21 protein-coding genes are annotated in these 21,936 nt (G+C 66.0%); 11 read left to right on the top strand and 10 right to left on the bottom strand.

Going from position 1 to position 21,936, the window contains the following annotated elements; all coding sequences use genetic code 11:
- Positions 1-7: 7 nt before the first annotated feature.
- From gltX to ACQP2Y_RS03625, 3 genes are read right to left on the bottom strand one after another with little or no spacing between them, the layout of a single operon-like run.
- Positions 8-1,420: a glutamate--tRNA ligase gene (gene gltX, locus ACQP2Y_RS03635; protein ID WP_433724573.1), complete on the bottom strand. Its 1,413-nt coding sequence runs from the start codon at positions 1,418-1,420 to the stop codon at positions 8-10.
- Between the two features lie 40 nt (positions 1,421-1,460).
- Positions 1,461-2,174: a creatininase family protein gene (locus ACQP2Y_RS03630; protein ID WP_433724571.1), complete on the bottom strand. Its 714-nt coding sequence runs from the start codon at positions 2,172-2,174 to the stop codon at positions 1,461-1,463.
- 3 nt (positions 2,175-2,177) lie between these two features.
- Positions 2,178-3,371, bottom strand: coding sequence for a helix-turn-helix domain-containing protein (locus ACQP2Y_RS03625; RefSeq protein ID WP_433724568.1), 1,194 nt, complete (start codon positions 3,369-3,371; stop codon positions 2,178-2,180).
- 167 nt (positions 3,372-3,538) lie between these two features.
- Here ACQP2Y_RS03625 and ACQP2Y_RS03620 point away from each other — a divergent pair, with 167 nt between their 5' ends.
- Positions 3,539-3,994, top strand: a complete 456-nt coding sequence (locus ACQP2Y_RS03620) for an NUDIX domain-containing protein (RefSeq protein WP_433724566.1) — start codon at positions 3,539-3,541, stop codon at positions 3,992-3,994.
- 1,166 nt (positions 3,995-5,160) lie between these two features.
- On the opposite strand, the gene ACQP2Y_RS03615 is transcribed toward ACQP2Y_RS03620, so the two are convergent.
- A complete protein-coding gene (locus ACQP2Y_RS03615) occupies positions 5,161-6,312 on the bottom strand; it encodes a hypothetical protein (protein WP_433724564.1) in 1,152 nt (383 codons plus the stop codon).
- A complete protein-coding gene (locus ACQP2Y_RS03610; RefSeq protein ID WP_433724562.1) occupies positions 6,309-6,629 on the bottom strand; it encodes a hypothetical protein in 321 nt (106 codons plus the stop codon). Before ACQP2Y_RS03610 ends, ACQP2Y_RS03615 begins: the two co-directional genes overlap by 4 nt.
- Positions 6,630-6,688: 59 nt before the next feature.
- Between ACQP2Y_RS03610 and ACQP2Y_RS03605 the strand changes: the two genes are divergently transcribed.
- From ACQP2Y_RS03605 to ACQP2Y_RS03590, 4 genes are all read left to right on the top strand, one after another.
- Positions 6,689-9,037: a TOTE conflict system archaeo-eukaryotic primase domain-containing protein gene (locus tag ACQP2Y_RS03605; protein ID WP_433724560.1), complete on the top strand. Its 2,349-nt coding sequence runs from the start codon at positions 6,689-6,691 to the stop codon at positions 9,035-9,037.
- A 602-nt stretch (positions 9,038-9,639) separates the two neighbouring features.
- Complete coding sequence (locus ACQP2Y_RS03600; RefSeq protein WP_433724558.1) at positions 9,640-9,927, top strand: type IV toxin-antitoxin system AbiEi family antitoxin domain-containing protein; 288 nt, start codon at positions 9,640-9,642, stop codon at positions 9,925-9,927.
- Between the two features lie 144 nt (positions 9,928-10,071).
- The gene (locus ACQP2Y_RS03595) at positions 10,072-10,227 is read left to right on the top strand and encodes a hypothetical protein (RefSeq protein ID WP_433724556.1); all 156 of its coding nucleotides are present in this window, start codon (positions 10,072-10,074) and stop codon (positions 10,225-10,227) included.
- A gap of 51 nt (positions 10,228-10,278) precedes the next feature.
- A complete protein-coding gene (locus tag ACQP2Y_RS03590; protein WP_433731725.1) occupies positions 10,279-10,542 on the top strand; it encodes a nucleotidyl transferase AbiEii/AbiGii toxin family protein in 264 nt (87 codons plus the stop codon).
- A gap of 12 nt (positions 10,543-10,554) precedes the next feature.
- Here ACQP2Y_RS03590 and ACQP2Y_RS03585 read toward each other — a convergent pair whose 3' ends face one another.
- Positions 10,555-10,878 (bottom strand): hypothetical protein, encoded by a 324-nt coding sequence (locus tag ACQP2Y_RS03585; protein ID WP_433724554.1) that lies wholly within the window; start codon positions 10,876-10,878, stop codon positions 10,555-10,557.
- Positions 10,879-11,631: 753 nt separating this feature from the next.
- Here ACQP2Y_RS03585 and ACQP2Y_RS03580 point away from each other — a divergent pair.
- The 3 genes from ACQP2Y_RS03580 (at position 11,632) to ACQP2Y_RS03570 (ending at position 14,249) form a co-directional block, all read left to right on the top strand.
- The gene (locus ACQP2Y_RS03580) at positions 11,632-12,516 is read left to right on the top strand and encodes a replication-relaxation family protein (protein WP_433724552.1); all 885 of its coding nucleotides are present in this window, start codon (positions 11,632-11,634) and stop codon (positions 12,514-12,516) included.
- A 402-nt stretch (positions 12,517-12,918) separates the two neighbouring features.
- Complete coding sequence (locus tag ACQP2Y_RS03575) at positions 12,919-13,674, top strand: DUF2637 domain-containing protein (protein WP_433724550.1); 756 nt, start codon at positions 12,919-12,921, stop codon at positions 13,672-13,674.
- The gene (locus ACQP2Y_RS03570; protein WP_433724548.1) at positions 13,671-14,249 is read left to right on the top strand and encodes a hypothetical protein; all 579 of its coding nucleotides are present in this window, start codon (positions 13,671-13,673) and stop codon (positions 14,247-14,249) included. Before ACQP2Y_RS03575 ends, ACQP2Y_RS03570 begins: the two co-directional genes overlap by 4 nt.
- Positions 14,250-14,332: 83 nt before the next feature.
- On the opposite strand, the gene ACQP2Y_RS03565 is transcribed toward ACQP2Y_RS03570, so the two are convergent.
- Positions 14,333-15,055, bottom strand: a complete 723-nt coding sequence (locus tag ACQP2Y_RS03565) for an AfsR/SARP family transcriptional regulator (RefSeq protein ID WP_433724546.1) — start codon at positions 15,053-15,055, stop codon at positions 14,333-14,335.
- Positions 15,056-15,068: 13 nt separating this feature from the next.
- Between ACQP2Y_RS03565 and ACQP2Y_RS03560 the strand changes: the two genes are divergently transcribed.
- The 3 genes from ACQP2Y_RS03560 to ACQP2Y_RS03550 all read left to right on the top strand — a co-directional run bounded on the left by ACQP2Y_RS03560 (position 15,069) and on the right by ACQP2Y_RS03550 (position 18,312).
- Positions 15,069-15,422, top strand: a complete 354-nt coding sequence (locus ACQP2Y_RS03560; RefSeq protein ID WP_433724544.1) for a helix-turn-helix domain-containing protein — start codon at positions 15,069-15,071, stop codon at positions 15,420-15,422.
- Between the two features lie 106 nt (positions 15,423-15,528).
- Positions 15,529-16,998, top strand: coding sequence for a tyrosine-type recombinase/integrase (locus ACQP2Y_RS03555; protein WP_433724542.1), 1,470 nt, complete (start codon positions 15,529-15,531; stop codon positions 16,996-16,998).
- 288 nt (positions 16,999-17,286) lie between these two features.
- Positions 17,287-18,312 (top strand): beta family protein, encoded by a 1,026-nt coding sequence (locus ACQP2Y_RS03550; RefSeq protein ID WP_433731723.1) that lies wholly within the window; start codon positions 17,287-17,289, stop codon positions 18,310-18,312.
- A gap of 244 nt (positions 18,313-18,556) precedes the next feature.
- Here the strand turns inward: ACQP2Y_RS03550 and ACQP2Y_RS03545 are convergent, their stop codons facing one another.
- The 3 genes from ACQP2Y_RS03545 to ACQP2Y_RS03535 all read right to left on the bottom strand — a co-directional run bounded on the left by ACQP2Y_RS03545 (position 18,557) and on the right by ACQP2Y_RS03535 (position 21,926).
- Positions 18,557-19,576 carry a CBS domain-containing protein gene (locus ACQP2Y_RS03545; RefSeq protein WP_433731721.1) on the bottom strand — a complete coding sequence of 340 codons (1,020 nt, stop codon included), beginning with the start codon at positions 19,574-19,576 and terminating at the stop codon, positions 18,557-18,559.
- Positions 19,577-19,578: 2 nt separating this feature from the next.
- The gene (locus ACQP2Y_RS03540; protein WP_433731718.1) at positions 19,579-21,384 is read right to left on the bottom strand and encodes a GmrSD restriction endonuclease domain-containing protein; all 1,806 of its coding nucleotides are present in this window, start codon (positions 21,382-21,384) and stop codon (positions 19,579-19,581) included.
- Between the two features lie 152 nt (positions 21,385-21,536).
- Positions 21,537-21,926: a hypothetical protein gene (locus ACQP2Y_RS03535; protein ID WP_433724540.1), complete on the bottom strand. Its 390-nt coding sequence runs from the start codon at positions 21,924-21,926 to the stop codon at positions 21,537-21,539.
- Positions 21,927-21,936 lie beyond the last annotated feature (10 nt).

Below are 21,936 nucleotides of genomic sequence, written 5' to 3'. Positions count from 1 at the left end.
GTGGCGATCATCCGCCGAGCCTCGCGAGGGCAGTCCGAATCCGGCTCGTTGTCCGCTCGCGGCCTAGGACCTCGAGCGACTCGAAGAGCGGAAGGCCGACAGTTCGACCGGTGATCGCCACTCGCACCGGCGCCTGCGCTTTGCCGAGCTTCAACCCTCGCACCTTTCCCAACTCCTCGACCGTTTGCTTCAGCGCTTCGGCATTCCAGGTCACGGTGTGAAAGGCAGCCAGGACGTCGGCCAACAGGCTCGAGGCCTCGCCGGCCATCGCCTTGTTCCAAGCTGCCTCGTCTGACGGTGGCTCGGGGAGGAACAGGAAGTCCACCATCGAGACGATCTCGCCGAGCAGGGCGACCCGGGTCTGCGCGAACGGTGCGACGGAGGCGAACACGGCTTCGTCGTAGTGGTCGGCCTGCCAGGGCGTGGAATCTCCGCGCAACCACGGCTGGCAGGCGGAGGCGAATTCCTCCACGCTCATCGCCCGGATGTAGTCGCCGTTGAACGAGCGAAGCTTCTTCACGTCGAAGAAGGCCGGCGACGGGTTCACGTCGCTGAGCCGGAACTCCGCGACGATGTCCTCCCAGGGAAGGATTTCGCGGTTGCCGGATGGCGCCCAACCGAGCAGCATCAGGTAGTTCCGCATCGTCTCGGCTAGGTAGCCCTCCGCACGGAAATCCTCGAGCGCTACTCGGTCGCGGCGCTTGGACAACTTCTGCCGTTTCTCGTTCACGAGGATCGGCGCGTGCGCCCACACCGGCGGCTCGTGACCGAGCGCCACCCACAGGAGCTGCTGCTTCGGGGCGTTCGGCAGGTGTTCCTCGGCCCGGATGACGTGGGTGATGCCCATGACCATGTCGTCGACGACATTGGCCAGCAGGAACACCGGCGAGCCATCCCCGCGGGCGATCACGAAGTCTTCGATCGTGGCGTTGTCGAATGTCGGCTCGCCGCGCACCAGATCCTTGACGACCGTCTGTCCCTCATCCGGCGTGCGGAACCGTACTGCCCTGCCCGGCGCGGCAGTGAGGCCGCGATCGCGACAGAAGCCGTCGTATCCCTTGTGCTCGCTGCCAGTACGAACCATCACCTGCTCACGGGTGCAGTCGCAGTAGTAGGCCCGGCCCGCGGCGAGAAGCTTGTCGATGGCGTCGCGATGGTGCTGGACATACGCCGACTGGAACAGCGGCCCTTCGTACTCTTCTGGCCCGCAGCCCAGCCAGGCCATCGCGTCGAGGATGCCCCGCACCCACTCCGGTTTGCTTCGCTCCGCGTCGGTGTCCTCGATCCGCAGCACCAAGGTGCCGCCGGACTGCTTCGCCAGCACCCAGTTGTAGAGCAGCGAGCGCGCGTTACCCACATGGAACATCCCCGTGGGAGAGGGAGCGAACCGGACACGAAGGCCGGAATGAGAAGACGCCATGCACGCAGCGTACCGACTGACGCCGGACCAACTAACCGCGCTACTGGGACGCTGTCAGCGCGTCGAGGTGCTCCTTGAAGGCGGCCGCAAGGCTGTCGAGCACCATCCGGCCTTTGTCCGCGGACGCATTCGACGGCGTGCCGATCACCCCGGTCTCCGTGTACGCAGCCATGCCGTGGACCAGGAGAAGCTTGCGTCCTGAGGCGTGGTGATCGCTTTCCTCGACCCCTGGTCTCAACAGTTCGGGAGCGACGTGGCGCAGCACTGAAGCTTCAAGCTCCCCGGCGTGCATGTCGTCGTGGCCGTTGCTTGCGAGACCGGCCGACTGGCGGGCAGAGTTCCAGTCCTCCCGCGCCGGGAACAACGTCATTGTCGGTCCCGCAACGTTGGCCTCTTGTACGACGTTGCTGAGCACGTAGTTGCCCCCGTGCCCGTTCACCAAGGCCAGCCGATCTATCCCAGACTGCCGTAGCGAGCCGATCACGTCGCCGATGATCGCGGTAAGCGTGGCGTGGCTGATGCTCACAGTGCCTGGCCAGGCACTGTGCTCGTGGGAGCAGGAGATCGTCACCGGGGGAAGCAGGAACAAGTCGTACGTGGCTGCGACGCGCTCGGCGATCGAGCAGGCGACGACGGTATCGGTCACCAACGGCAAATAGGTGCCGTGTTGTTCGAAGCTTCCGATCGGTAGCACCGCGACCTTCGCGCTGCGCCTTCGTTCGTCGTCGCTGGTGGCAGTGGGCAACAGGGTCATGGGTTAATCGTCGCAGGCCGCCAGGGCCGCCCGGTAGGAGTCAGTTAGCTCGGGAAGCACCGTCAGCTCCCGATGCCGGCGGAGCCGTGGAAGCATTTGACCGACCACCCGTAGCGCTCTCATCGAGGAGGTCGCGTCCGCGATCCGCATCGCAGTCAAGACCTCGGTGCCCGCAAGCTCTGCTTCACCCTCGTCCAGGTACGCCTGTGCCAGGTCGGCTCGCCACATCCCCTCGTCGAGACGCCCATCTTGGGGCCAGACCGCAAGAACCTCCTCGTAGACCCTCGTCGCCGAGAGGCTCTCGCCGAGCATCTGACGACAGCGCGCTTCACTCGCCCGCGCGTAGTCGACCGTGCAGTGTCCGCCCAGGCGGTCGGCGGCGTCCAGCGGACGCGACAAGAGGCGTAGAGCATTGCCGATGCTCTCACGGCTCGCGGCAGCGTCGTCGGCGAGCGCGTAAGCCTCGGCCTCACGAACGTGACAAAGCGCCAAGGCCCGGGGCGGCAGCCGCCGGGTCTCGCGGGCCCGCTCAGCCAGTCCCGCCGCCCGGACAGCATCGCCGTTGTCCAATGCCTGCTGGCTCTGCCTCATGAGGACGTACGCCGCCAGGTGCTGATTGCCGGCTTCGGCAGCGAGCGAGTGTGCCCGATCCAGCAACGGATCGGATCGCGCGGGACGACGCCCGTTCGCCTCGATCCAACTGAAGAACTCGATCCAATGCGCCTCGATGGCCATCAGGCGCGACCGGTGAGGTCCACGTGCCACAGCGCGAGCGGCGCCGATAAGCTGAAGTTGTCCTCGCACGGGCCCCCGGAGATCAGCGCAACCCACGACGTTGCTCCTGGCCGACAAGACGCTCAGGAGATCCGTCCACGAATCGGGCAGTTCCGGATCGGCCAGATCATTCGCCGTGCGGATCCCCCCTGGCTGCGCTCCAAGCCCCAAGTGCGGCCGTGGGATCGCAAGTCCGTCCGCAACGCGCTCCAGAACCTCGTACGAGGTCACACGCTGCCGCCCCTGCCCAATTTGCCGCACGCGGGTCTCGGAAAGACCGGTCATCGCCGCCAACCGCGCTCGTGAGAATCCTCGCGTGCGCAGGAACCGCAGAACTGCGGAGATGTCGCGCTCGGCGAGAAGGCTCGAGACAGGTTGGCCCTCGAACGATGCGGTCTCCCACCACCGGGGATCGATGTCCATGGTCAGCGGGCCTTTCGCGAGATCTAGCTACGCAAGGTTCCGAATTCGTCACGCTACGACAGCGCGGATAATCACGCCAGCCGCAATCGGCTCGGCGAAGGCTCTCAATCGCTGTTCGGACCGAAGCTGGCACATGCCCAACCACGCGGCTCAGCGTTGATCCCGACATGATCGCCACCCGAGTACGAGCTTCGTCCTACATCACCCGCGCGACCGCGTACGGTCCCGAGCTTCTCGTGTTCGAGTACCCCGCTGTTCCCGAAGCGGCAGTGCATCTGCCCGGCGGGGGAGTCGACCCGGATGAGCGCCCCGACGCCGCCGCAATGCGGGAAGCAGTCGAGGAGACGGGCATCGCCGGCTGTCTGGAGCTTCGCGGCGTCGTCGGAGTGCAAGACAGCACGTACGCCAACGGCAAGCCCTGCATCAGCGTCTACTTTCACCTGGTCACCGACGAGCCCCGCGACGAGTGGAAGCACGTCATGGTCGGCGACGACGACGCGTGGGACACAGGCCTGGTCGTCAACTGCCGGTTCGTCTTGTTCACCGAGGCGGACAAACTTCTATCCAGCAGCGGGTATCGGCAGGGGGAGTTTCTTCACTTCCTCGGCCGGGAAGTGACCTGACCCCGCGATGAGGCCGGAAGCAGCACGACGTGCCCCTCGCGGCGCGTCGTACTGCTTCAGCCCGACGGCGAACTCCGAGGCCCGCGTGACGACTTCGACTTCGAATCGGTTGAGCGAACCGGGCGTACGACCGGATCAGAGCCAGTGACAACGACATCGCATCGGTCGCCGAAACTCCCGGCCAAAAGGGCTTCAGCACCGAGGACGTCACTCATCGTCCGGCCGGTGCAGGTTGGTCCGCAGGAGCGGTGCGGCTTCGTCGAGGGGTACGAATCGGCAGTCGACCTCGAGTCCGGCGTCTCAGCGAGAGTGCGCGGCCAGGCTCCGTCCGGTGTTGTTCGGCCTGCACTCCGCCGCCGCGAATGCGGTGTCCGAACATACTCGCCGCCCTGCGTGCCACCTCCCAGTCGCCACCGGCGCTGGCGACCGTGCGGCGTCGCTCAAATGGTCCCCGACCGACAATTGGTCAATCGTCGACTGCGGGAAGCGGGCGAGGCTCGGCCGCCGAGCTCTCACTCGGCCTCACACCTCCGACTCGTCTGGGTACGGATTCGTCAGCCTGGCCGGTGCTTTCCGGAGCGTTCGTCGCACTATTGGCACTATCGCTCCATGTCGAGACGTACTGCGCTGGCCGCGATCAGCCCGGTGGCCAGCGAGCAGTGGGGCATGGTCACCGCGGGACAAGCCCGCCGGCTCGGGGTATCCCGCCAGGACCTGAACCGCCTTGTTGATGACCGCACGCTGGCCATCGCCGATCAGGCCACGCGGGTATATCGGCTCACGGGCGTGCCCGAAGTCCCTGACCTCGACCCGCTCCGTGCGGCCTGGCTGCAACTCGGCGGCGCCCAGTCGTGGCACGAACGCATCACCGCCCCGAACCTCGTCGTCAGCCACCGCACTGCTGCGCACCTGCGCGGACTAGGTGATCTAATTCCGTACGAACACGAGTTCTACGCCACCACCCGGCTGCGGCCACGACGCAACGACATCAAGCTGCGCGTCCGGTCACAGATCGCCCCGGGCAGCTGGGAGATCTGGGGAGGGCTTCCGGCACACACCGTACCGGCGATCATTGATGATCTGCTCTCCGACGGCGAGGACGAGTCCGCGGTGGCTCAGCGGCGCGCAGGTTGGTCTGGGCCTGTGCGGCAGTCGCCCGGACGTGTTCAGACATCGAGGCCGACCAGGTCGAGGCGCTGCAGCAGGCTGGGCTTGCGCGCGTGGGCCACCCGCAGCACAGTCAGACGATGCTCGAACGCGGCGGCGCCGCCATCGCGTTCGGTGAGGTCGCGCAGGTCGACGAGTAGTTGGACAGCTGAGTCGTATTCGCGCGGCTTCTTAGTGGCGATGAGTTCGTCGATCCGCTGCCACACAGCAGGCTGATCGACCGCGAGGGTGTCCAGGTGTCGTTGCCGGGCGACGGCTGCGGAGCGCTCCTGGCGGACCCGGTCTTGTTCGCGTTGCTGCGCGTCGCGACCTTCCCGTTCTGCGCGCAGTTCGCCGGCGATGGCCAGCAGTTCACCGGCGGTGCGTCGGGCCGTCGTGGTGGATGCCTCGGTGGCATGAGCGTCGCGGTAGCGGCGCAGGAGTCGGGCGCGGAGGTGGGTGTCGTCGCCGGTGATCAGGTCGCTCAGGATGGTGTCCTTCTCCCGGGCCGGCAACCGAGTGACCCAGGTGCGCAGTTGCGCGGCGGTGGGTTGGGCGGCCGAGGCCGAGGCCGAGCCGGCCGCTGCGGCGGTGATCAGGTCACGGTCGATACACAGGAACTCGGCGACTGCGGTGAGGGGCGCGTCGAGCGTGGCCAACCCGGCCGGGACGGGAGGCTCGGGTGCGTCATCGGAGACTTCCAGCGATTGCACGCAACGCAGCCAGCCGAGGTAGAGCAGGCGCAGGTCTCCGGCGGCGAGGCTGGCCCGGACTCCGATGATCGAGGAGAGCAGGCCCTCGCCGCCGATGTCCCACTCGTCCGTGCCGTCCTCGTCCTCACGGTTGAGGCCGATGATGAGGTGTTTGCCGCTGGTCCAGGCGGACGCACTGTCACCTACGCAGTAATCGGCGACGACTGTGGGGTCGAGCACGCGCTTGGGCAGACGCAGCATGAGGTCGCGGGTGCCCCAATTGGTCAGGTAGAGGTGCGCGTCGAAGAAGCGCTCCATCAGCTTGCGGGGATCGCCTTTGAAGTTCCCCCATTCATAGGTGTTGACGAAGCTGGTGGCGGTGATATCGGCACGGGTCGACAGCGATCGCAGCTCGCTCTGTTCGCGGATGGCGAGGGGCCGGTCGACCGCGATGAACTCGTAATACTGGTACTCACTCACCGTCGTCTACCGTCCTGCCCAGTGCCGGTAGGCGGCGATCCAGTCCGTGCCGTCCGGTGGCGGGGTCGGCAGCGGCAGGTCGAGAGGTCGATCCGCTGCCGGTCGCGGTCTCTGGCGCAGATGGCGACGATGCTGTCGCCGATGAGGTCCACCTTCGTCACGGTGACCTCCACGCCGAGCACGGTGGTGGCGAACGGCACGAACAGGTGTTCTTCGATCATGGTGAACAGGCCGGTGAGCTGTTCGTCGTCGTTGTACGCGTCGACTGTGGCTTCTTCGATCATCGCCTCGAGCGCCGCGTTCCGCTTCGGTGGCATCGACGGAGGATAGCGGCCTGTCGTCGTAGGTTCGAAGCCCGATACGCCAGAATGATCCGGTGGATGTGACGGCTGAGCACACCGACCTGCGCCGGGAGGTACAGCGCTTACAGGCCGAGAACGCCAGGCTGTCGCGGCTGCTGGAACTGCGTGGTCAGGACACTGCTCCGTCCCCGGAGCAGCTATCCGCCCCGGTCGCCGCGCCGGGGATGGTCACCATGGCCTCGCCGGTGGCGGACAAGCTGGCCTTGTTCACCGACCGGTTCCGGGCCCGTACTGACGTGTACGCCGTCCGCTGGGAAAACACTCGTACGGGTGCATCCGGTTGGTCGCCGGCCGTCGCCGGCGGCTGGCGCAAGGGCATGGATCGGCGCAGCGCAGCCCATCTTCCCCGTACGCCGCAAGTGGTCGCCGCTCATCTCCTCGGCGACGTGTTCATGGGCCTCTACCCGCTGTTACCCAAGAACACATGTCAGTTCGTCGTCGCCGACTTCGACGGTGCGACGGCGATGCTCGACGCGCTCGCCTACGTCAAGGCGGCGAGGGCCAGTGCTGTGCCGGCCGCGCTGGAGATTTCCCAGTCGGGCCGTGGGGCCCATGTATGGATCTTCTTCACTGAGGTGCTTCCTGCGGCGACGGCGCGAGCCGTCGGTACCGCGTTGTTGCACGAGGCGATGGTGCTGCGCGGGTCGATGGACCTACGGTCGTACGACCGGCTGTTTCCCAATCAAGACGTCTTGCCCGACGGCGGGTTCGGGAACCTCATCGCCGCGCCGCTGTACGGCCGCCGCCGTAAGGAGGGCCTCACCACGTTCCTCGACCTCGGCACGCTCGAACCGTACGAGGACCAGTGGGCGTTCATCTCCACGCTGGACCGACTCAGCCCCGGTGATGCGGAACGCCTCGCCCGAAACGCGAAACGCTCCACCACCGGAACCGACGTCGCCACGATCAGCAGGTCCGCCGCAACACGGGTCCATCCCGCGCTGCCTGCGGTGGTCCATGCGGAACTCGGTGCCGGGTTGAACCTTGACACCAGTCAACTCACCCCGGCCGCGCTCGCGACGTTCAAACACGCGGCTGCCATGGCCAATCCAAAGTTCTACGACCTGCAACGCCTGCGGAAATCAACCTGGGACACCCCGCGATTCATCCGCGGCTACGACCTCACCCTCGACGACCACCTGGTCCTGCCCCGCGGGCTGCGCCACTCCATCAACTCCATCGTCGAACAGGCAGGTTCACGGCTCTCCGTCACCGACGCGCGAAACCCCGGCCAGGAGATCAACGTCGCGTTCACCGGCGAACTCACCGCCAAGCAGGGGACCGCGGTCGGCGCCCTTCTCGCCCACGACGACGGGCTGCTCATCGCCCCGCCCGGATCCGGCAAGACCGTGATGGCCTGCGCCGTGATCGCCGAGCGTGGCACCTCCACCCTGATCCTCGTCGACCGCAAAGCCCTCGCCGACCAGTGGCGCATGCGCGTCGAGCAGTTCCTCGGCATCAAACCCGGCCAACTCCGCGGCGGCCGGCGCAAGCTCACCGGCACCGTGGACATCGCGCTGCTGCCGTCGCTGGCCAGACGCGACGACATCGCCACTCTCACCCACGAGTACGGGCACGTGGTTGTCGACGAGTGCCATCATCTCGGCGCGGCTGCGTACGAGCACTCCGTCAAAGCGATCGCCGCGCAGTTCTGGCTCGGCCTCACCGCCACGCCCACCCGGCGTGACGGCCTCGGTCAACTCGTCACCTGGCAACTCGGCCCCGTGCGGCACACCATGACCGACGAAGAACAGGGCACTCTCGCCGCCGCCATGAACGCCGACACCGGACCGCGGCGCGTGCTGTTCCAGCACGACACCGAGTTCAAGGCCGGCGACGTCGACCTGGACGCGCCGGGCGCGCTGGCCGAGGTGCACCGGAGATTGGCCCTCGACGAGCCACGCAACACTCTGATCGCCGATGACATTGCCGCGGCCCTGACGCGTGGCCGCAACTGTCTGGTCCTCACCCGACGGGTCGCCCACGTCGAAGCTCTTGCCGCGATGCTCGCCACACGAGGACATCAGCCGCTCGTGCTCCAAGGAGCGATGAGCACCACCGACCGCCGGGCGGTTGTCGAACGACTGGACACAGCCAAAGCCGGTGACGCTCTGCTGGTCATCGGCACCACGCCGTTCATCGGCGAAGGCTTCGACGCCCCAGCCCTAGATACCCTCTTCCTCGCCGGGCCGATCTCCTACGACGGCCTGCTCGTCCAATGCGCCGGCCGCGTCATCCGAGCCGCACCAGGCAAGGACATCGCCGAGGTCCACGACTACCACGACGTTGCCACCCCCGTCCTTGCCGCCTCATTGCTACGCCGCATGCCCGGATACCGGACACTCGGATTCACGGCGGCATAAACCATTACAGTCGCTGATAGCCTCCGTCGTCGATAGATGATGGCCGCGAGGCCGACCAGCAGACCGGCCGATTCCGTCCGGCTGACAACAGCGGTCGGCCGATCGGGCCTTCTCTACGACCCGGCCACGGGGAACTCGCAGGGAAGCTCGGCTGAGGTCGACAGGCGCTTGTTCAGCCAGGTGGTCGCCTCGATCCTGCGCAACTGCCGGTCGCATGTCGCGGTGAATGGTTGCTCTCCACCCGGCACGCGGGTGCCTCGCCCCGGCGCGAGCCCGGAGGTGCCCGGCGCGTGGCTTTCCGCCACGACGGCGTGCTGACCTCGGCGAAGACTGGAGCGTTCGTCGCACTAATGGTACGAATGCTTCCTGTCGAGATTCACTGCGCCGCTGGCTACAGCGGACGAGCATGAGGTGAACCAATCCGTCAAAAAACAAGGTGGCGTACGGCTGACCCGCCCGTTTCGTCGGCAGCGGAAGTGGCCATTGGCCCCAACATTGAGACAGCTAGCTTTGCACCCCACAGAGCAGGACGCTCGCAGTCGAGCGGAACAATCCTTGGATAGATAACTTGTCATTCAATAGTGGTAAATCTAGGATTCTCCATGGGAGAGCCGTCAGGGCTCCCGTCGACCTTCACAACGGGGCAGGCGCGGGCCGCGGGTGTGCACCCACGCGATCTGTACGCGGCTCGAGACGGTGGCGAGCTCGTCGAGTTGTCGCGGGGGGTGTTTCGTCGTGCGGATGCGCCGGCGGCGGAGTACCCGGATCTGCTGGCAGTCTCGCTGCGGGCTCCGCGGGCGGTGGTGTGTCTGCTGTCGGCGGCGGCGGTGCACGACCTGACCGACGAGATTCCGATGGCGGTGCAGATCGCCGTACCGCGTGGGACGTGACCGCCGAAGCTCGACCACCCGCCGGTTGAGGTGTTCGTCTGGGACCCGGCGAGCTTCGAGCTGGGGTTGGACTCCACCGAAGTTGCGCCGGGAGAGCGGGCGAGGATTTACTCGCCAGGCCGGACCGCCGTTGACCTGATGCGGATGCGGAACAAGCTCGGAGAGCCGGTTGCGCACGTCGCCCTGCGCCGTTATCTGGCCCGACATGACGCTCGGGTCGCTGACCTCTTCGCGTACGCGAAGGCACTGGATGTGCTCGGGCCGGTCCGGGCCGTGGTTGACTTCCTGGCCGCGTCATGAAGGGGATGCTGTGACCGACCTACCCGCGCCGACGCAGGTGGCCGTGCATATCTGGACCGGCAGAATCTGGCCCGCAGGCAAGGCCGTCCGACCCAGACGCTGACGGTCATCTACATACTCGAGCGGCTCCTCGCCCGCCTCGAGGTCAGTGGGTACGCGGACCGGTTCGTCCTCAAGGGCGGAATGCTGCTGGCCGCCTGGGACGCCCGCCGCGCCACCGTCGACGACGTCATCGCCTTCGCGGACCCAGCACTGGCGTCCGAAGTCGCGAGTCGAGCCGTTTGGACTGCCCTGAGCGCACGCTGGAACGGGTGATTGCCCAGGTGGTTATTTCGTGACACCGAGGTCCTGACCCGCCTTTCGAGCTGATGGCAGTTCAGCCAGGGTGCAGACGAATTTCCGAGCCGCGGCGTTTGTGCGGGTGGCGGCGAGTTCCGGGAAGCGTTCTTGCCAGGGCCGCCGGAGCTGTTGTGGCAGCCAGAGCCCGGGCCAGAGCCGGAGAAGCAATTCACCGTTGAGCCAGGTGCATAAGTCGTCAACACTGCCAGCCTCAGTCAGCACCGCCTTGTACATGCTGAACAGGCGTGCGGGCCGACTCAGGTCATATTCGGCATGGCCGGACCAGTCGAGGTGGCGCGGCAACGTGATCACGCCGCGGATCGGCCCGTTCAGCGCGGTGAGCGTGTCCGCCAGGACATACGGCTTCCGATCTCCGTACGGGAAGGTAGCCCGCCGGCGGTCGGGACATCGGCTTGTCCCGCCAAGTGTCGACTCCCTCGGAGAACTCGCCCCCACCCCAGCATACTGAGCACGCCTCCATGCTTCGTGCAGACGCCCAGGCGGGTGACTGCCTTCAGACCTGGAACCTCTGACAAACCGCTTCCGGCCTAATGATGGCGCAGTGCCGGAAATGCGTACTGAACAACGTTTCGGCATCGGCCGTTCGGCTGATTGTCGCAGGGGGTTGTTCGTAGGAGCTGACAAAAGTTGGTTTGGGGGTGTCGGGGAAGCAAGTGGTCGGGATCGGAGGCGTCCCGTACCGGCCAGCTATAGGCGACGCGGCCCGCGCGCCATTACCGCGGCCAATCCACGCTCACGCCACTCGTTAGCGAGCGCCAGGCGAAGCCGCTCCGATCGGCGACCTGCCCTCACGGCACCCATCGAACCCCTCTGGAGCCATCGTGTCCACACCTACATCCACATCGAGCGTTTCACCCCGTTCACCCCTGACCGACGATCCTGGCTTGCCGTCCGGGCGGATCCGGTGCTTGTCCTCCCTGTTGACCTCCGTTGGGAAACGGACCCGTGAACCGGCCTTACAGCGCAGCACAGCGCGCCTTTCACCTGCCGCAACCGTCCTGCGACAGACCCTCCAGTCTGGGTCTCTCCCCCGGGGACAACGTCATGGCTAGGTCGCTGCGGTACGTCGATCCCGTCCTGCGCGTGCAGTCCCAGATCACCGACCGGGACTGCGTCCTGCTCGACTGGCTCGCCGAGCACGGCGTGTTGACCTCGGTGCAGATCGCGCAGGCGTTGTTCCCGTCGCTGGACTACGCGCAGGAACGGCTGCGCAGCCTGGTCGGCCTTCGAGTGCTGGAACGGTTCCGGCCGAGCCGGGTCGGCGGCGGCTCGTTCCCGTACCACTACGTCCTCGCCCAGTTAGGTTTGGAAGTCATCGCGGCGCAGCGCGGCGAGCACCTTGAGCGCGGCTACCGCGACCGGGCCCGGCGGCGACGCTGGCAGTTGACCAACCGCGCGAACCTGGCGCACCTGGTCGGTGTCAACGGCTTCTTCACCGCCCTGGCCGGTCACGCCCGCATCCGGCCCGGCTGCGAACTGGCGCGGTGGTGGTCGGCCCGGCAGTGCCAGCAGATGGGCGCCTTCGCCGGCGAGGACGCCGACGTCGCCGAACGTACCTACATCCCGAAGTCGCGGCCCGACGGACACGGCATCTGGATCGAAGACGACTCCCAGATTCCGTTCCTGCTGGAGTACGACACTGGCACCGAACGGCCGATCTCCCGCCTGGTCGACAAGATCGACGGATACGAGGATTTCGCCCGCGTCGCCGGGCGGGTGTGGCCGGTGCTGTTCTGGCTGCCCGGCCCGGTCCGGGAGCGCCACCTGCACGAGGAACTGACCGATGCCGGTGTGCGCTATCCCGTCGTCACCGCGACGCACGGCGCGGGCAACCCCGCCGATGCGGTGTGGTGGCTGCACCGCCGGCCGGGACGGCGCCTGCGCCTGGCGGAACTGGGCGGCCAGAACCTGATAGCCGTTGTGAGGTAAACGCCCGGCCGGTCTTTGCCGAGTGACAGCCACCGCCGAGATCTTTCGCGCCGGGTGACAGACGGCGCCTTCTGTCACCACGCGTACGGCCGCGGTGGTGACAGATGTGGACGCTATCGTCGCGCCCCCGTCACACCGTTACCGGCACGCCAACTGGCTGCGCCCGTCCGGGCTCGGCTTTCATCCACACGACCGGAGGACCCACACCATGAAGTCCCGCCAGAACTTGCACACTCCTGTCTTCGCGTCCCGCCACGTCCCCGACGAGAACCGTCGTCGTGAACGCCCTCCGGCGCGTGCCGCACGGGCCGGTCCGCGGGAGGTGGTCCCGTAGGAGCGAGTCGTTCGCCGGACCGGACCGTCCGCGGCAACCGCGCCGAAGGACTGGCCCAAATCCTGATCATGCTCGCGATCGGCACAGCCGCCGGAGCCGCGAGCTTCACCCACGTCCACAACGTCGCCGCGAGCCACGGGCAGCCGGGCTGGCTCGCCTGGGCCGACGCCATCGTCCTCGAATTGATGTCGATCGCCTCCGGCCTGGAACTACGCCGCCGGCGACGCGAACACACCTCACCCAGGTTCCCCGCCGTGGTGCTGGGCTGCGCGGTCGTACTGTCACTGGCGGCACAGGTCGTCGAAGCAGAACCGTCGCCGATCGGCTGGACGGCCGCCGCCATCCCGGCACTGGGTTTCCTGGTCATGGTCAAGGTCGCGCTCAGCCACACCGGCGGACCGTCCGCCGCGACAATTGACGATCCCGCGGTCCGGGCAGAGCCCGCCGACGCACCCGCGGTCCACGGCGCAGCAGACCCGGATCAGCGGTCCGCGCCGGTCCGGCGCCGGTCCCGCGGACCGTCCGCAGAGGTGGAAGACCTGCGGACCGTGCTACCCGCCGCCCGGGCGGTCAGAGACCACCTGGCAGCCAGCGGCGAACCCCTAACCCGTGGCGCGCTCGCTCGCCACCTGCGAGCCAGTGGCAACAGCGTCTCCAACTCCAAAGCCTCCGCGCTGCTCAAGACGCTCAGGTCCGAACGGGAGCCGCCGCCGACCCGCCAGTACCGCGACAGCGGCCCGGGCCTGCCGCCCCAAAGCCCACGTCAGCAACGTGATCACGACGCTGACGTGAATCCCCGACCGGAAGGAGGTGATACATCATGACAACGCTCTCAGAAAAGTTCCCGGAGATCTTCCCGCCGGAACGTCCGGTCGTAGATCGCGACGCCGAACAGTTCGCCCGGATGTGGCTGCACGGGTCCCGCCGCCGCATCGCGCGCACCGTGCCGGTGATCGCGGTGGTCCGCGAACTGGCGGCAACGCTGCGCGACGATCAGATCCCGGCACCGCAGGCTCTTTCTGCCCTGCGGCGCGCGGTCAGTCTGCTCACCGTGCTCACCGACGGCGACCACAACGTCAACCGACAGGTGGTCGACAGTGGCAGTGCCGCCTTCGAGGACAAAGCCGAAAGGAACCGGCTCCTCGGTCGCGAGGCCATCTCGCGGCCGGGGGAATCGACGCGGTTCGCCAAGGCGTGGCTGCTCGCCAGCCCCGCCGAGGCCATCCGCACCGAACCGGTGATCTCCCTCGTCGAACAGCTGCTAGACGTTCTGATCGTGGAGAAGCCGACCGTCGCCTATGCCAGCCTGCGGCAGGCTGTCCAGGTGCTCAACGTCTTCGCCCGCGAAGACGACAACACCGCCGGCATCGCCGGGTCGGCGGACTCCACCGCCAAGTAACCCATCCACACCTCAACCGCCGAACGGGGCTGTCCCGCTGCCACAGGCAGGACGGCCCCGTCCCGGCCGAGGGCAACCACCGCTCACCGCGTGACCGTGAAACCCTTCAGTACGGCGGCAAGTCGCTCGTCGTACGGATGGTGCCGTCGGCCCTCTTCCAGCACCGCCCGCGCGGGGCCACCCAGGTTGTCGGCGAGAGTGACCACCGCGTCGACGTACTCCCGGCGTATGAGGTACCTATAGCCGGACAGCCACAAGTACCCGGCGCCGTCGGCGAACGGCCCGGTATAGGCGTCCACCACCCGGCGCAACGCCGCGACCTGCGACTGCTGCTCGGGTGCGGCCGCGGCGTCCGCGACAGCGTCGAGCATCGTCCACAAGTCGACGTCGAACCCGGCCCGGTCCAACACGTACTGGTGCTGCTGCACCTTCAAGTAGCTGCCGTCGCCGCCGAGCCGGATGAAGACCTGCCGCAGGTTGTACGTGTAGGTGTGCATCCGCTCCACGGCCTTGCGCCGGGACGGCTCAGGCATCAGGTCCTCGAGGATGAAGTCCTGGTGCACGCTGCCGCCGCGCGCGATCAGATACGTCAAGAACTCCAGGGCGTTCTTCCGGATATGCAGATCCGCGGGAACATCCAAAATCCCCGGCTTACCGAGCACCCGCACCCTGATCACCGCACGAGAACCACCACCGACGTCGATCCCATCGGGCAGCCGCTCCGGACGGCCAAGAACCGGGAGGGTACGGGTGTCCGGCCAGGAATCCACGTCACCAACATCGCGACCGCCGACCCGATCCTGCATGAGCAGGACGGTAATGCATCAACCCCAAAGCGTTGACGTCATTAAGTGCGCCAACCCGCCATCACGACTGGGAGTCATCCTGACCGATCGTCGCCGCACCCGCACACCCGCCGGTCCTGAACCGCCGACCGATTCACCGTCTGACATCGAGGAGCTGAAAGCACTCGGCGCCATCACCGACGTGGTCACCGCAGGCAAGTTCCTCGGCATCTCCCGCAACACCGCCTACCGGCTGGCCCGCCGCGGAGAGTTCCCGATACCGCTCATCCGAGTCGGCGCTCAGTACCGCGTCCCCACCGCAGCCCTGATTGTCGCTCTCGACCCGCAATCGAGCGGATCAGCCGCGCCAAGCGGCGAAGCGCCGTAACCACCCACCAAGACGACTTGATCAACGTTAGGAGCAGAGCGTGAATGACCAGCGATCACCGAAAACCGTTGCACACCAACCCTCACACGCTGGGAGCGTCCACCTCGTGGCCACCGACACCCCGTTCAAAGTCTGCCGCTGCAAGGACCCTGACACCGGCCAACCACTACGCAACAAATGCCCGAAACTACGCCGCGCCAACCGATCCTGGAGCCTCACCCACGGCCAGTGGGCATACCAACTAGAACTCCCGCCGACCGCCGACGGGAAACGACGCCAACTACGGCCCAGCACCGGCTTCGAGAACCGCGACGCCGCACAAGACGAAATCGACCAGGCCCGCCGACTCCTCGACCTCGCCGGTAAAGACCCGAAACGGCTGACCGAGGTCGCCGACCTCATTCAAGCCTCCCGCTGCGCCACCGGCGACCTGCCGGACCTCGACACCGTCCGGTTTCGCCTGAAAACGAACAGTGCCCTCGGCGGCATCCCTACCCTCGCCCAATACCTGACCGGCTGGGTCAACGACATCGAGATCGACGAGAACACCCGCCGCAGCTACGCCAACCACATCACCACCCACCTGATCCCGCACCTCGGTGACGTCGCCCTCGACCAACTCCGCCCCCACCACATCCACACCCTCATCCGCAAGATCAAAGAGCGAAACGAGGAAATCCTCGCCAAGCGAAACGACCCCGACCCCGCCGTACGCAGAAGCGTCGCCGGTAAACGGCCCACCGGGGAGGCGACCCGCTCCCGCATCCGCGCCACCTTGCGCAAGGCGTTCAACGACGCTCTCCGGGAAGGCATCATCGCCGGCGTAGCCAACCCCGCCGCCCTGGTAAAGACCCGCAACAAACGGTCCAGGCCCATCGTCTGGGAACCCGAACGCGTCGAACGCTGGCAAGCCACCGGCGAAGTCCCCAGCCCCGTCATGGTCTGGACCGACGAACTACTCGCCGACTTCCTCGACTACGCCGCCGCCGAAGCGCCCGACATCCACCCGATGCTGCACCTCATGGCCTACCGCGGCACCCGCCGTGGCGAAACCTGCGGTCTGCTCGACGCCGAAGTACGCCTCCGCAAAGCCGAGATCGGCATCATCAACCAGATCACCACATACGGCGGCGGAAACATCCGCCACAAAAAGCCCAAGAGCGAAGCCGGCAACCGTGACGTCATCCTCGACCCCGACACTGTCGCTCTGTTCACCACCTACAAAGCCCAGCGGGCGAAGTGGCAGCTGGCGGCCGGTCCCGCTTGGCCCGACATCGGCCTATTCTTCGTACGCCGCGATGGCCGGGCCTGGCATCCCGCCTCGGTGTCCCAGCGCTTCCGCCGTCTCATCCAACGCGGCGGCTTCCCGCCCATCCGCCTGCACGACTTACGCCACTGCGCCGCCACCATCGCCCTCGAGGCTGGCATCGACATCAAAGTCGTCTCCGAACAACTCGGCCACTCCACCACCACGCTGACCCGCGACACCTACCAGAGCGTCGCCAAAGAACTCCACCATGAGGCCGCCGGAGCCGTCGCCGACCGCATCAAAGCCAAACGCCGAACCGTGGCGTAGGTCCGACCGTGGACGTTCTGGCGCCGCCACGTCTGCGGGGTGCCAGCTGGCGGTCGGCTCCTTCGACGATCGCAACTTTCCACGCCGCGCGTTGGCGTCGGCGCCTTACTGAGTACGGCATCTTTTCCACGCTCCAAGCCACCAAGGGCACCGAGATGCCGCGCTCCGGCCATCCACGCGGACGGAGCTAACAGCAACCATGGACACTTAGGGTTGTTGGTTGACGACTCTGAGTGCATCATCGAGTGAAGTCCGTAGATGGGCTGCGAGAGGTGCGCCGTGGTCTACATGCCCATACTCAAGGGCCGTGAGGGTGAGATGAGAGCCGTCTCGCGACTGCGGCACTCGCTTACTCGAGGGATGTTGCCGATCTTCGAAGTGCCGCCGACGCGCCTAGGCCCGATAAAGGATGCCTTCGCGTTCACGAAGAAAATCTGCCGATCCGTTCCACCACGCATGACGATCGCCGTCGACGCCGGCCATCTGGCCGACCCAGACGAAGGTCAACGCCGACCACTACTGGACATCGCCGAGGACCTCGCTGCTTGGGGGATTCCCATCCGTCCCGTCCTTCATCTGCACGACTCTGCGGACCGGTTGGCAGAGGCGCGGGAGGCTGCCGCCATGCACACCGGTCACGTCGTCATCCGCCTGGGTGGCGACGCTGCCGACCCAGACGACGAGGAGGCCGAGACGCAACTGTCATCGCTGTGTCGGCGCGCCGGAACGACGATCGAGGAGTCGGCTTTGGTCCTCGACTTCTTCGAGGTCCGTTCGGTGCGTGACCTGGGAAGAGTAGAGCCGCTGGCCAGGAAATGCGTTGCCTGGGCGCGTCGGTATCCCTGGGAAACCATCACGGTGGCCTCCGGTGCAATGCCCGAATCGCTCGCTGACCTGCCGACGAACACCGCTACCTCGATACCGAGACACGACCTGGCCCTTTGGAGACGCCTCCAAGAACCGGACCTCGGGTTCGGCGACTACGGCATCGCACATCCCAAGATGACCGTCGGAGGCTGGCACCCCACGCCGAACCTGAGATACACCGACGAAGACGTGTGGTGGATATACCGACGAGCGCGCGACGGCAACGGCAACAAGGGGATGTACGACCTCTGCGCCTCGCTCGTCGCCGCGGATCACTGGCCGGCCGAGGGCGCCGCGTTCTCCTGGGGCGACGCCGAGATCGCCCGACGCGCCGTCGGGCACGGCGGCCCGGACATCGCGACGGGGTGGCGCGCCTGGGGTACGGCACATCACCTGACCCACGTCCTCAAGATGCTCGACGCTGGGCAGCGAGGCGCGAGCGGATGATCACGTGGCTATCACCACCCAGGTGGTGGCCCAACCTCATTGCCGCCCAAACCTTGTCGAGTCCGCCCGTAGTGCCGCTTATGGTGCACCCTGGGCACCTATTACCGAAAGCTTTTCGGTCCGCAACACCAACACCTGGAACATCGCCTTTGCCAAAGCGACGTGTCTGAAACGCGGCGGCCCGTATGGGTGGATCTTCGCTGCCCGTATGCCGTCGGCGATAGGTAAGAGATGCCGTCGTTGGTCATAGAAGTTGCTTGAGTAGGCCCGAGAACTGATACAGCTCGTCGGTCTGCTTCTCGTTGAGCGGCTGCTCGTCGAAGTGAGCGATCTTGTTGCGAATAATTCTGACTCGGTCCAGTTGGGCCACGAACTGAGCCCGGTCGACCCCCGTCCACCCCAAGGTTGTCCAATTGGCGTCAGCGAGCTGCGCCAGCCGTGCATCCTGCTGATCGGCCGCCAGCAACTTAAAGTAGTCGCCGAACATCAACTGCGCAAAATCGCCCGATTGGTACTTCTTATTCAATGCTCGGACCGGATCGCCCGCCAGTTTGGGGCCCAGGCATCGCCGGATGCGAAACTCGATCTCGCCGACGAGGAAGAACGGCTGGGCGAGAGTGTGAAACCGTGCCGTAATGTCGGCCCCAGTGATGATTCCGGCGAAGGTGCCGTTGTTCTCCCTCACTAGGAGATACCCGCACCGCTGAAGTTCAGGAAGGCGTGTGAAGAGTTCGTGGTGCACCTCGGCCAGTGGGAGGTCATCCTGGACCATTGCGCTGGCCAGAGTCGGCGCCTCTCCCTTTTCGTAGCGAGCGGCGATCGAATCCCACGTGATGACGCCCTTGATGTCGGCAAGGCCGTCGATCACCGGCAGTTGCGAGTAGTTCTTCTGGCGCATTGTGTGGGTCGCTGCGCTGAGCAGGGCGCTGGAGTTGACCGATTCGACGCCTCTGCGAGCCGAGGGAACGTCGCCGATTTTGAAGGACTGCTGAGGCAGCGTGCCGGGCAGCACGTCCTCTTCGGCTTCATCGTCGGTTGGGGCCCCCAGACTCTTCGCGACGACCAGCATCTCGGTTGTAAGTCCGCAGGTGGTGAACGAGGGGTGAGTGTCAAGCCCGACCTCGTGCAGCGCCTCTTGGATCATCGGCACGGTCTGATGATTGCGTATTCGCGTGCCGAACATGGCGAGGAGATCGGCGGTTCGCACGGTTTTACCCTTCAACGCAAGGAGTTCCTCGCGGGTGGGGCGGCGAGAATCAGCCATGCTCACCGGTCCGACTCGGCGCGGAAGACGGTGCGCTTACCCATCGCCTCGTTGACCAGCTCGACCAGGCGAGCGGACCGGTCGGCGTAGAAGGCGTCGAAGTCGTCCGCGTGCAGCGTTGCCGGATCGATGACGTGGGTGGCAACAACGTCGTCGAACCATTCGGGCCGGGTACCGGCCTCCCGGGCGAGCACCTTGAGGTAGCCCGATGGGGAGCCAATGAGACTCTTACTTGCCCGGTAGGACAGCGGGGTCTTGTTCACGATCGAGTTGCCGCGGTTGTCATCGGGGTAGTTCCGGGCGAGCCAGTGCTTGGGAAACACCTGCCGGATGGCGACGGCATGCTGGATCAAAGCGCCGGCGGTCAACGGACCCTCGCTGTGGTACCAGTCGACCGCTCCCTGTTTGACCAGGAGCGCATAGATTCCCTTGTAGGCAGCACTATTACGGGTGGTCAGGGTGTCAAGGCGGTCAGCCAGGAAAGCCGCCTCCATTATCGTGTCAGGCAGACCAGTCCGCATCGATGAGGCAGAAGTTCCGTACGGTTCGCCCCTTATCCCCGCGATGAGCTGCTCGACGTCGCGAGTGAAACGACTCTCTGTGGCCCCGCCATACATTTCGCCTAGCACGCCGCACCAGTACCAGCGGGTGAGGAGTTCACGGGTGCTCGGATGGTCCGCCTCCTCGTCAAGGAGGATCGCCCGCACCGCGGCCATCGGTACGAGCTGGGTCCGGTAGGGCAGGTCGGCATGACGCACGATGAACTGCTCGTTGAGGAACTCGCCGACCCATTCGAACGCGCTCGCGACCCGGGGCGCGATCCTGATGAAGTCCTCCAGCGGCAGGTTCAGCAGGTCGCGCCGCTTGCAGGAGACCGCCATGGACGGCTTTTCCCGCTTGCGTTCCCAGGTGTTGACGAGCGTGACCGCTTGAAGAAAGTCACTGCTGCTCAGCCCGTCGTCGACACCCTGCTCAGTGCGCCCGAACACCGGGTAAGAGGTGGCAAGGTTCTTCTTGATGTCCTGCCACGCGTCCGGCAAGCGGTAATAGTCGCCATGATCCCGCTCGTACTCGCTGTCGCCGGCGTAGGTCGCGGTCAGCAGTTCGAACACATTCAGCGGGACACCGCCGGTGTTGACCCGCTCGAACACGGAGCACACCGCGTCCTTGGTGGTCGAGGCAGCAAGTTTGATCATGGGTACCTGGAAGGAACGAACGTTGTGCAGAATCCCATGCTCAAATTTGGCCCACAGATCCCAATTGGCGTCGTCCATTTGCACGAATACACGTTGCCAGGCGGTGACCTTGTTGCTGTCGAAGACGATGCTCAGCGGGAAGTACCTCGACGCGCATTCCAGTGCACGGCTACTCAGGTCAAGTTCCACCTTGCGGGCGAAGTTGGAGCGTAGGACCCGGTCCCTGGGAACGGAAACGATGGCTTCGTCCCGGTCGGTCGACGAGCCGACGGCCTTGGGGATGTCGACGTAGTACCAGCGCTCAAGTTCGCGACCGCGCTCGTCAGTGGTCCGCACCGGCTGGTCGAGGTGCAACGCTTGGAACAGGGAGGTTAGGCGCTGCTGACCATCCAGCAGCAGCAGGTCCGGAGCAGTGGACCAGCCGGACTCCGCGCCGGTGAGCGCCCGGGGACGGAACGGCTTCTTGCCGCCGGTTTCGAGGGTCATGACGACACCCAGTGGATAGTCAAGGGTGACCGTCGCGATCAGCTCCCGGATGCGCTGGTCGTCCCACTTCCATTCACGCTGGAAATCCGGAAGTTGCAGCACCCCCGACTCGATATCGGCCAACACCGTTTGCAACTTTGGACTATCAAGAGCCACCGAGCGTTCCCCCTGGAAATCGTCTGGCGAGCAGCCCTTGAAAGTATCGACGACCTCGACCAGATGTCAACGGCCCAGTTCCATCTTGGAGGGTTGATCATCAACGCCTACCGTCGACCCGGCTAGATACGCCAGGATGAAGGGGCTGCGGTTGCCGCGCCAAAAAGACGGCTAGGTGGTCGCATGCTTGGGTTGCGGCGACGAAGAACGGGATTGGTTTCGGCTCGTTCCTGCCGGCAGCGCTTGGGGTCGTCGTCCTGGAGGCGATCGATGGCACGTCGCCGAACGAGCCCATCGCTGGCACCGGCGATGACAACCCGCTGGTAGTCGAGACTCTCGAAGCGGTGCATGCTCCCGACGTGCACGCCGCCGGGACGCATCGGCCCGTCCGGGCAGGTATCCACGGTCTGGATACCGTCGTAGGCGAGCCATTGCATCACGTTGCTGACGTACTCCTGCGGCGAGGAAGCCGTCAACGACGGCGAGCTGGTGGACGCCCTGCACGCGTTCACGAAGGCGCTC

Origin of the sequence: Actinoplanes sp. CA-051413 (assembly GCF_050955795.1) — a bacterium.
In the GTDB taxonomy this organism is placed as follows: Bacteria; Actinomycetota; Actinomycetes; order Mycobacteriales; family Micromonosporaceae; genus Actinoplanes.
Note: the sequence above shows the minus strand (reverse complement) of the source record. Positions and strands in the feature narration are given on the sequence as shown.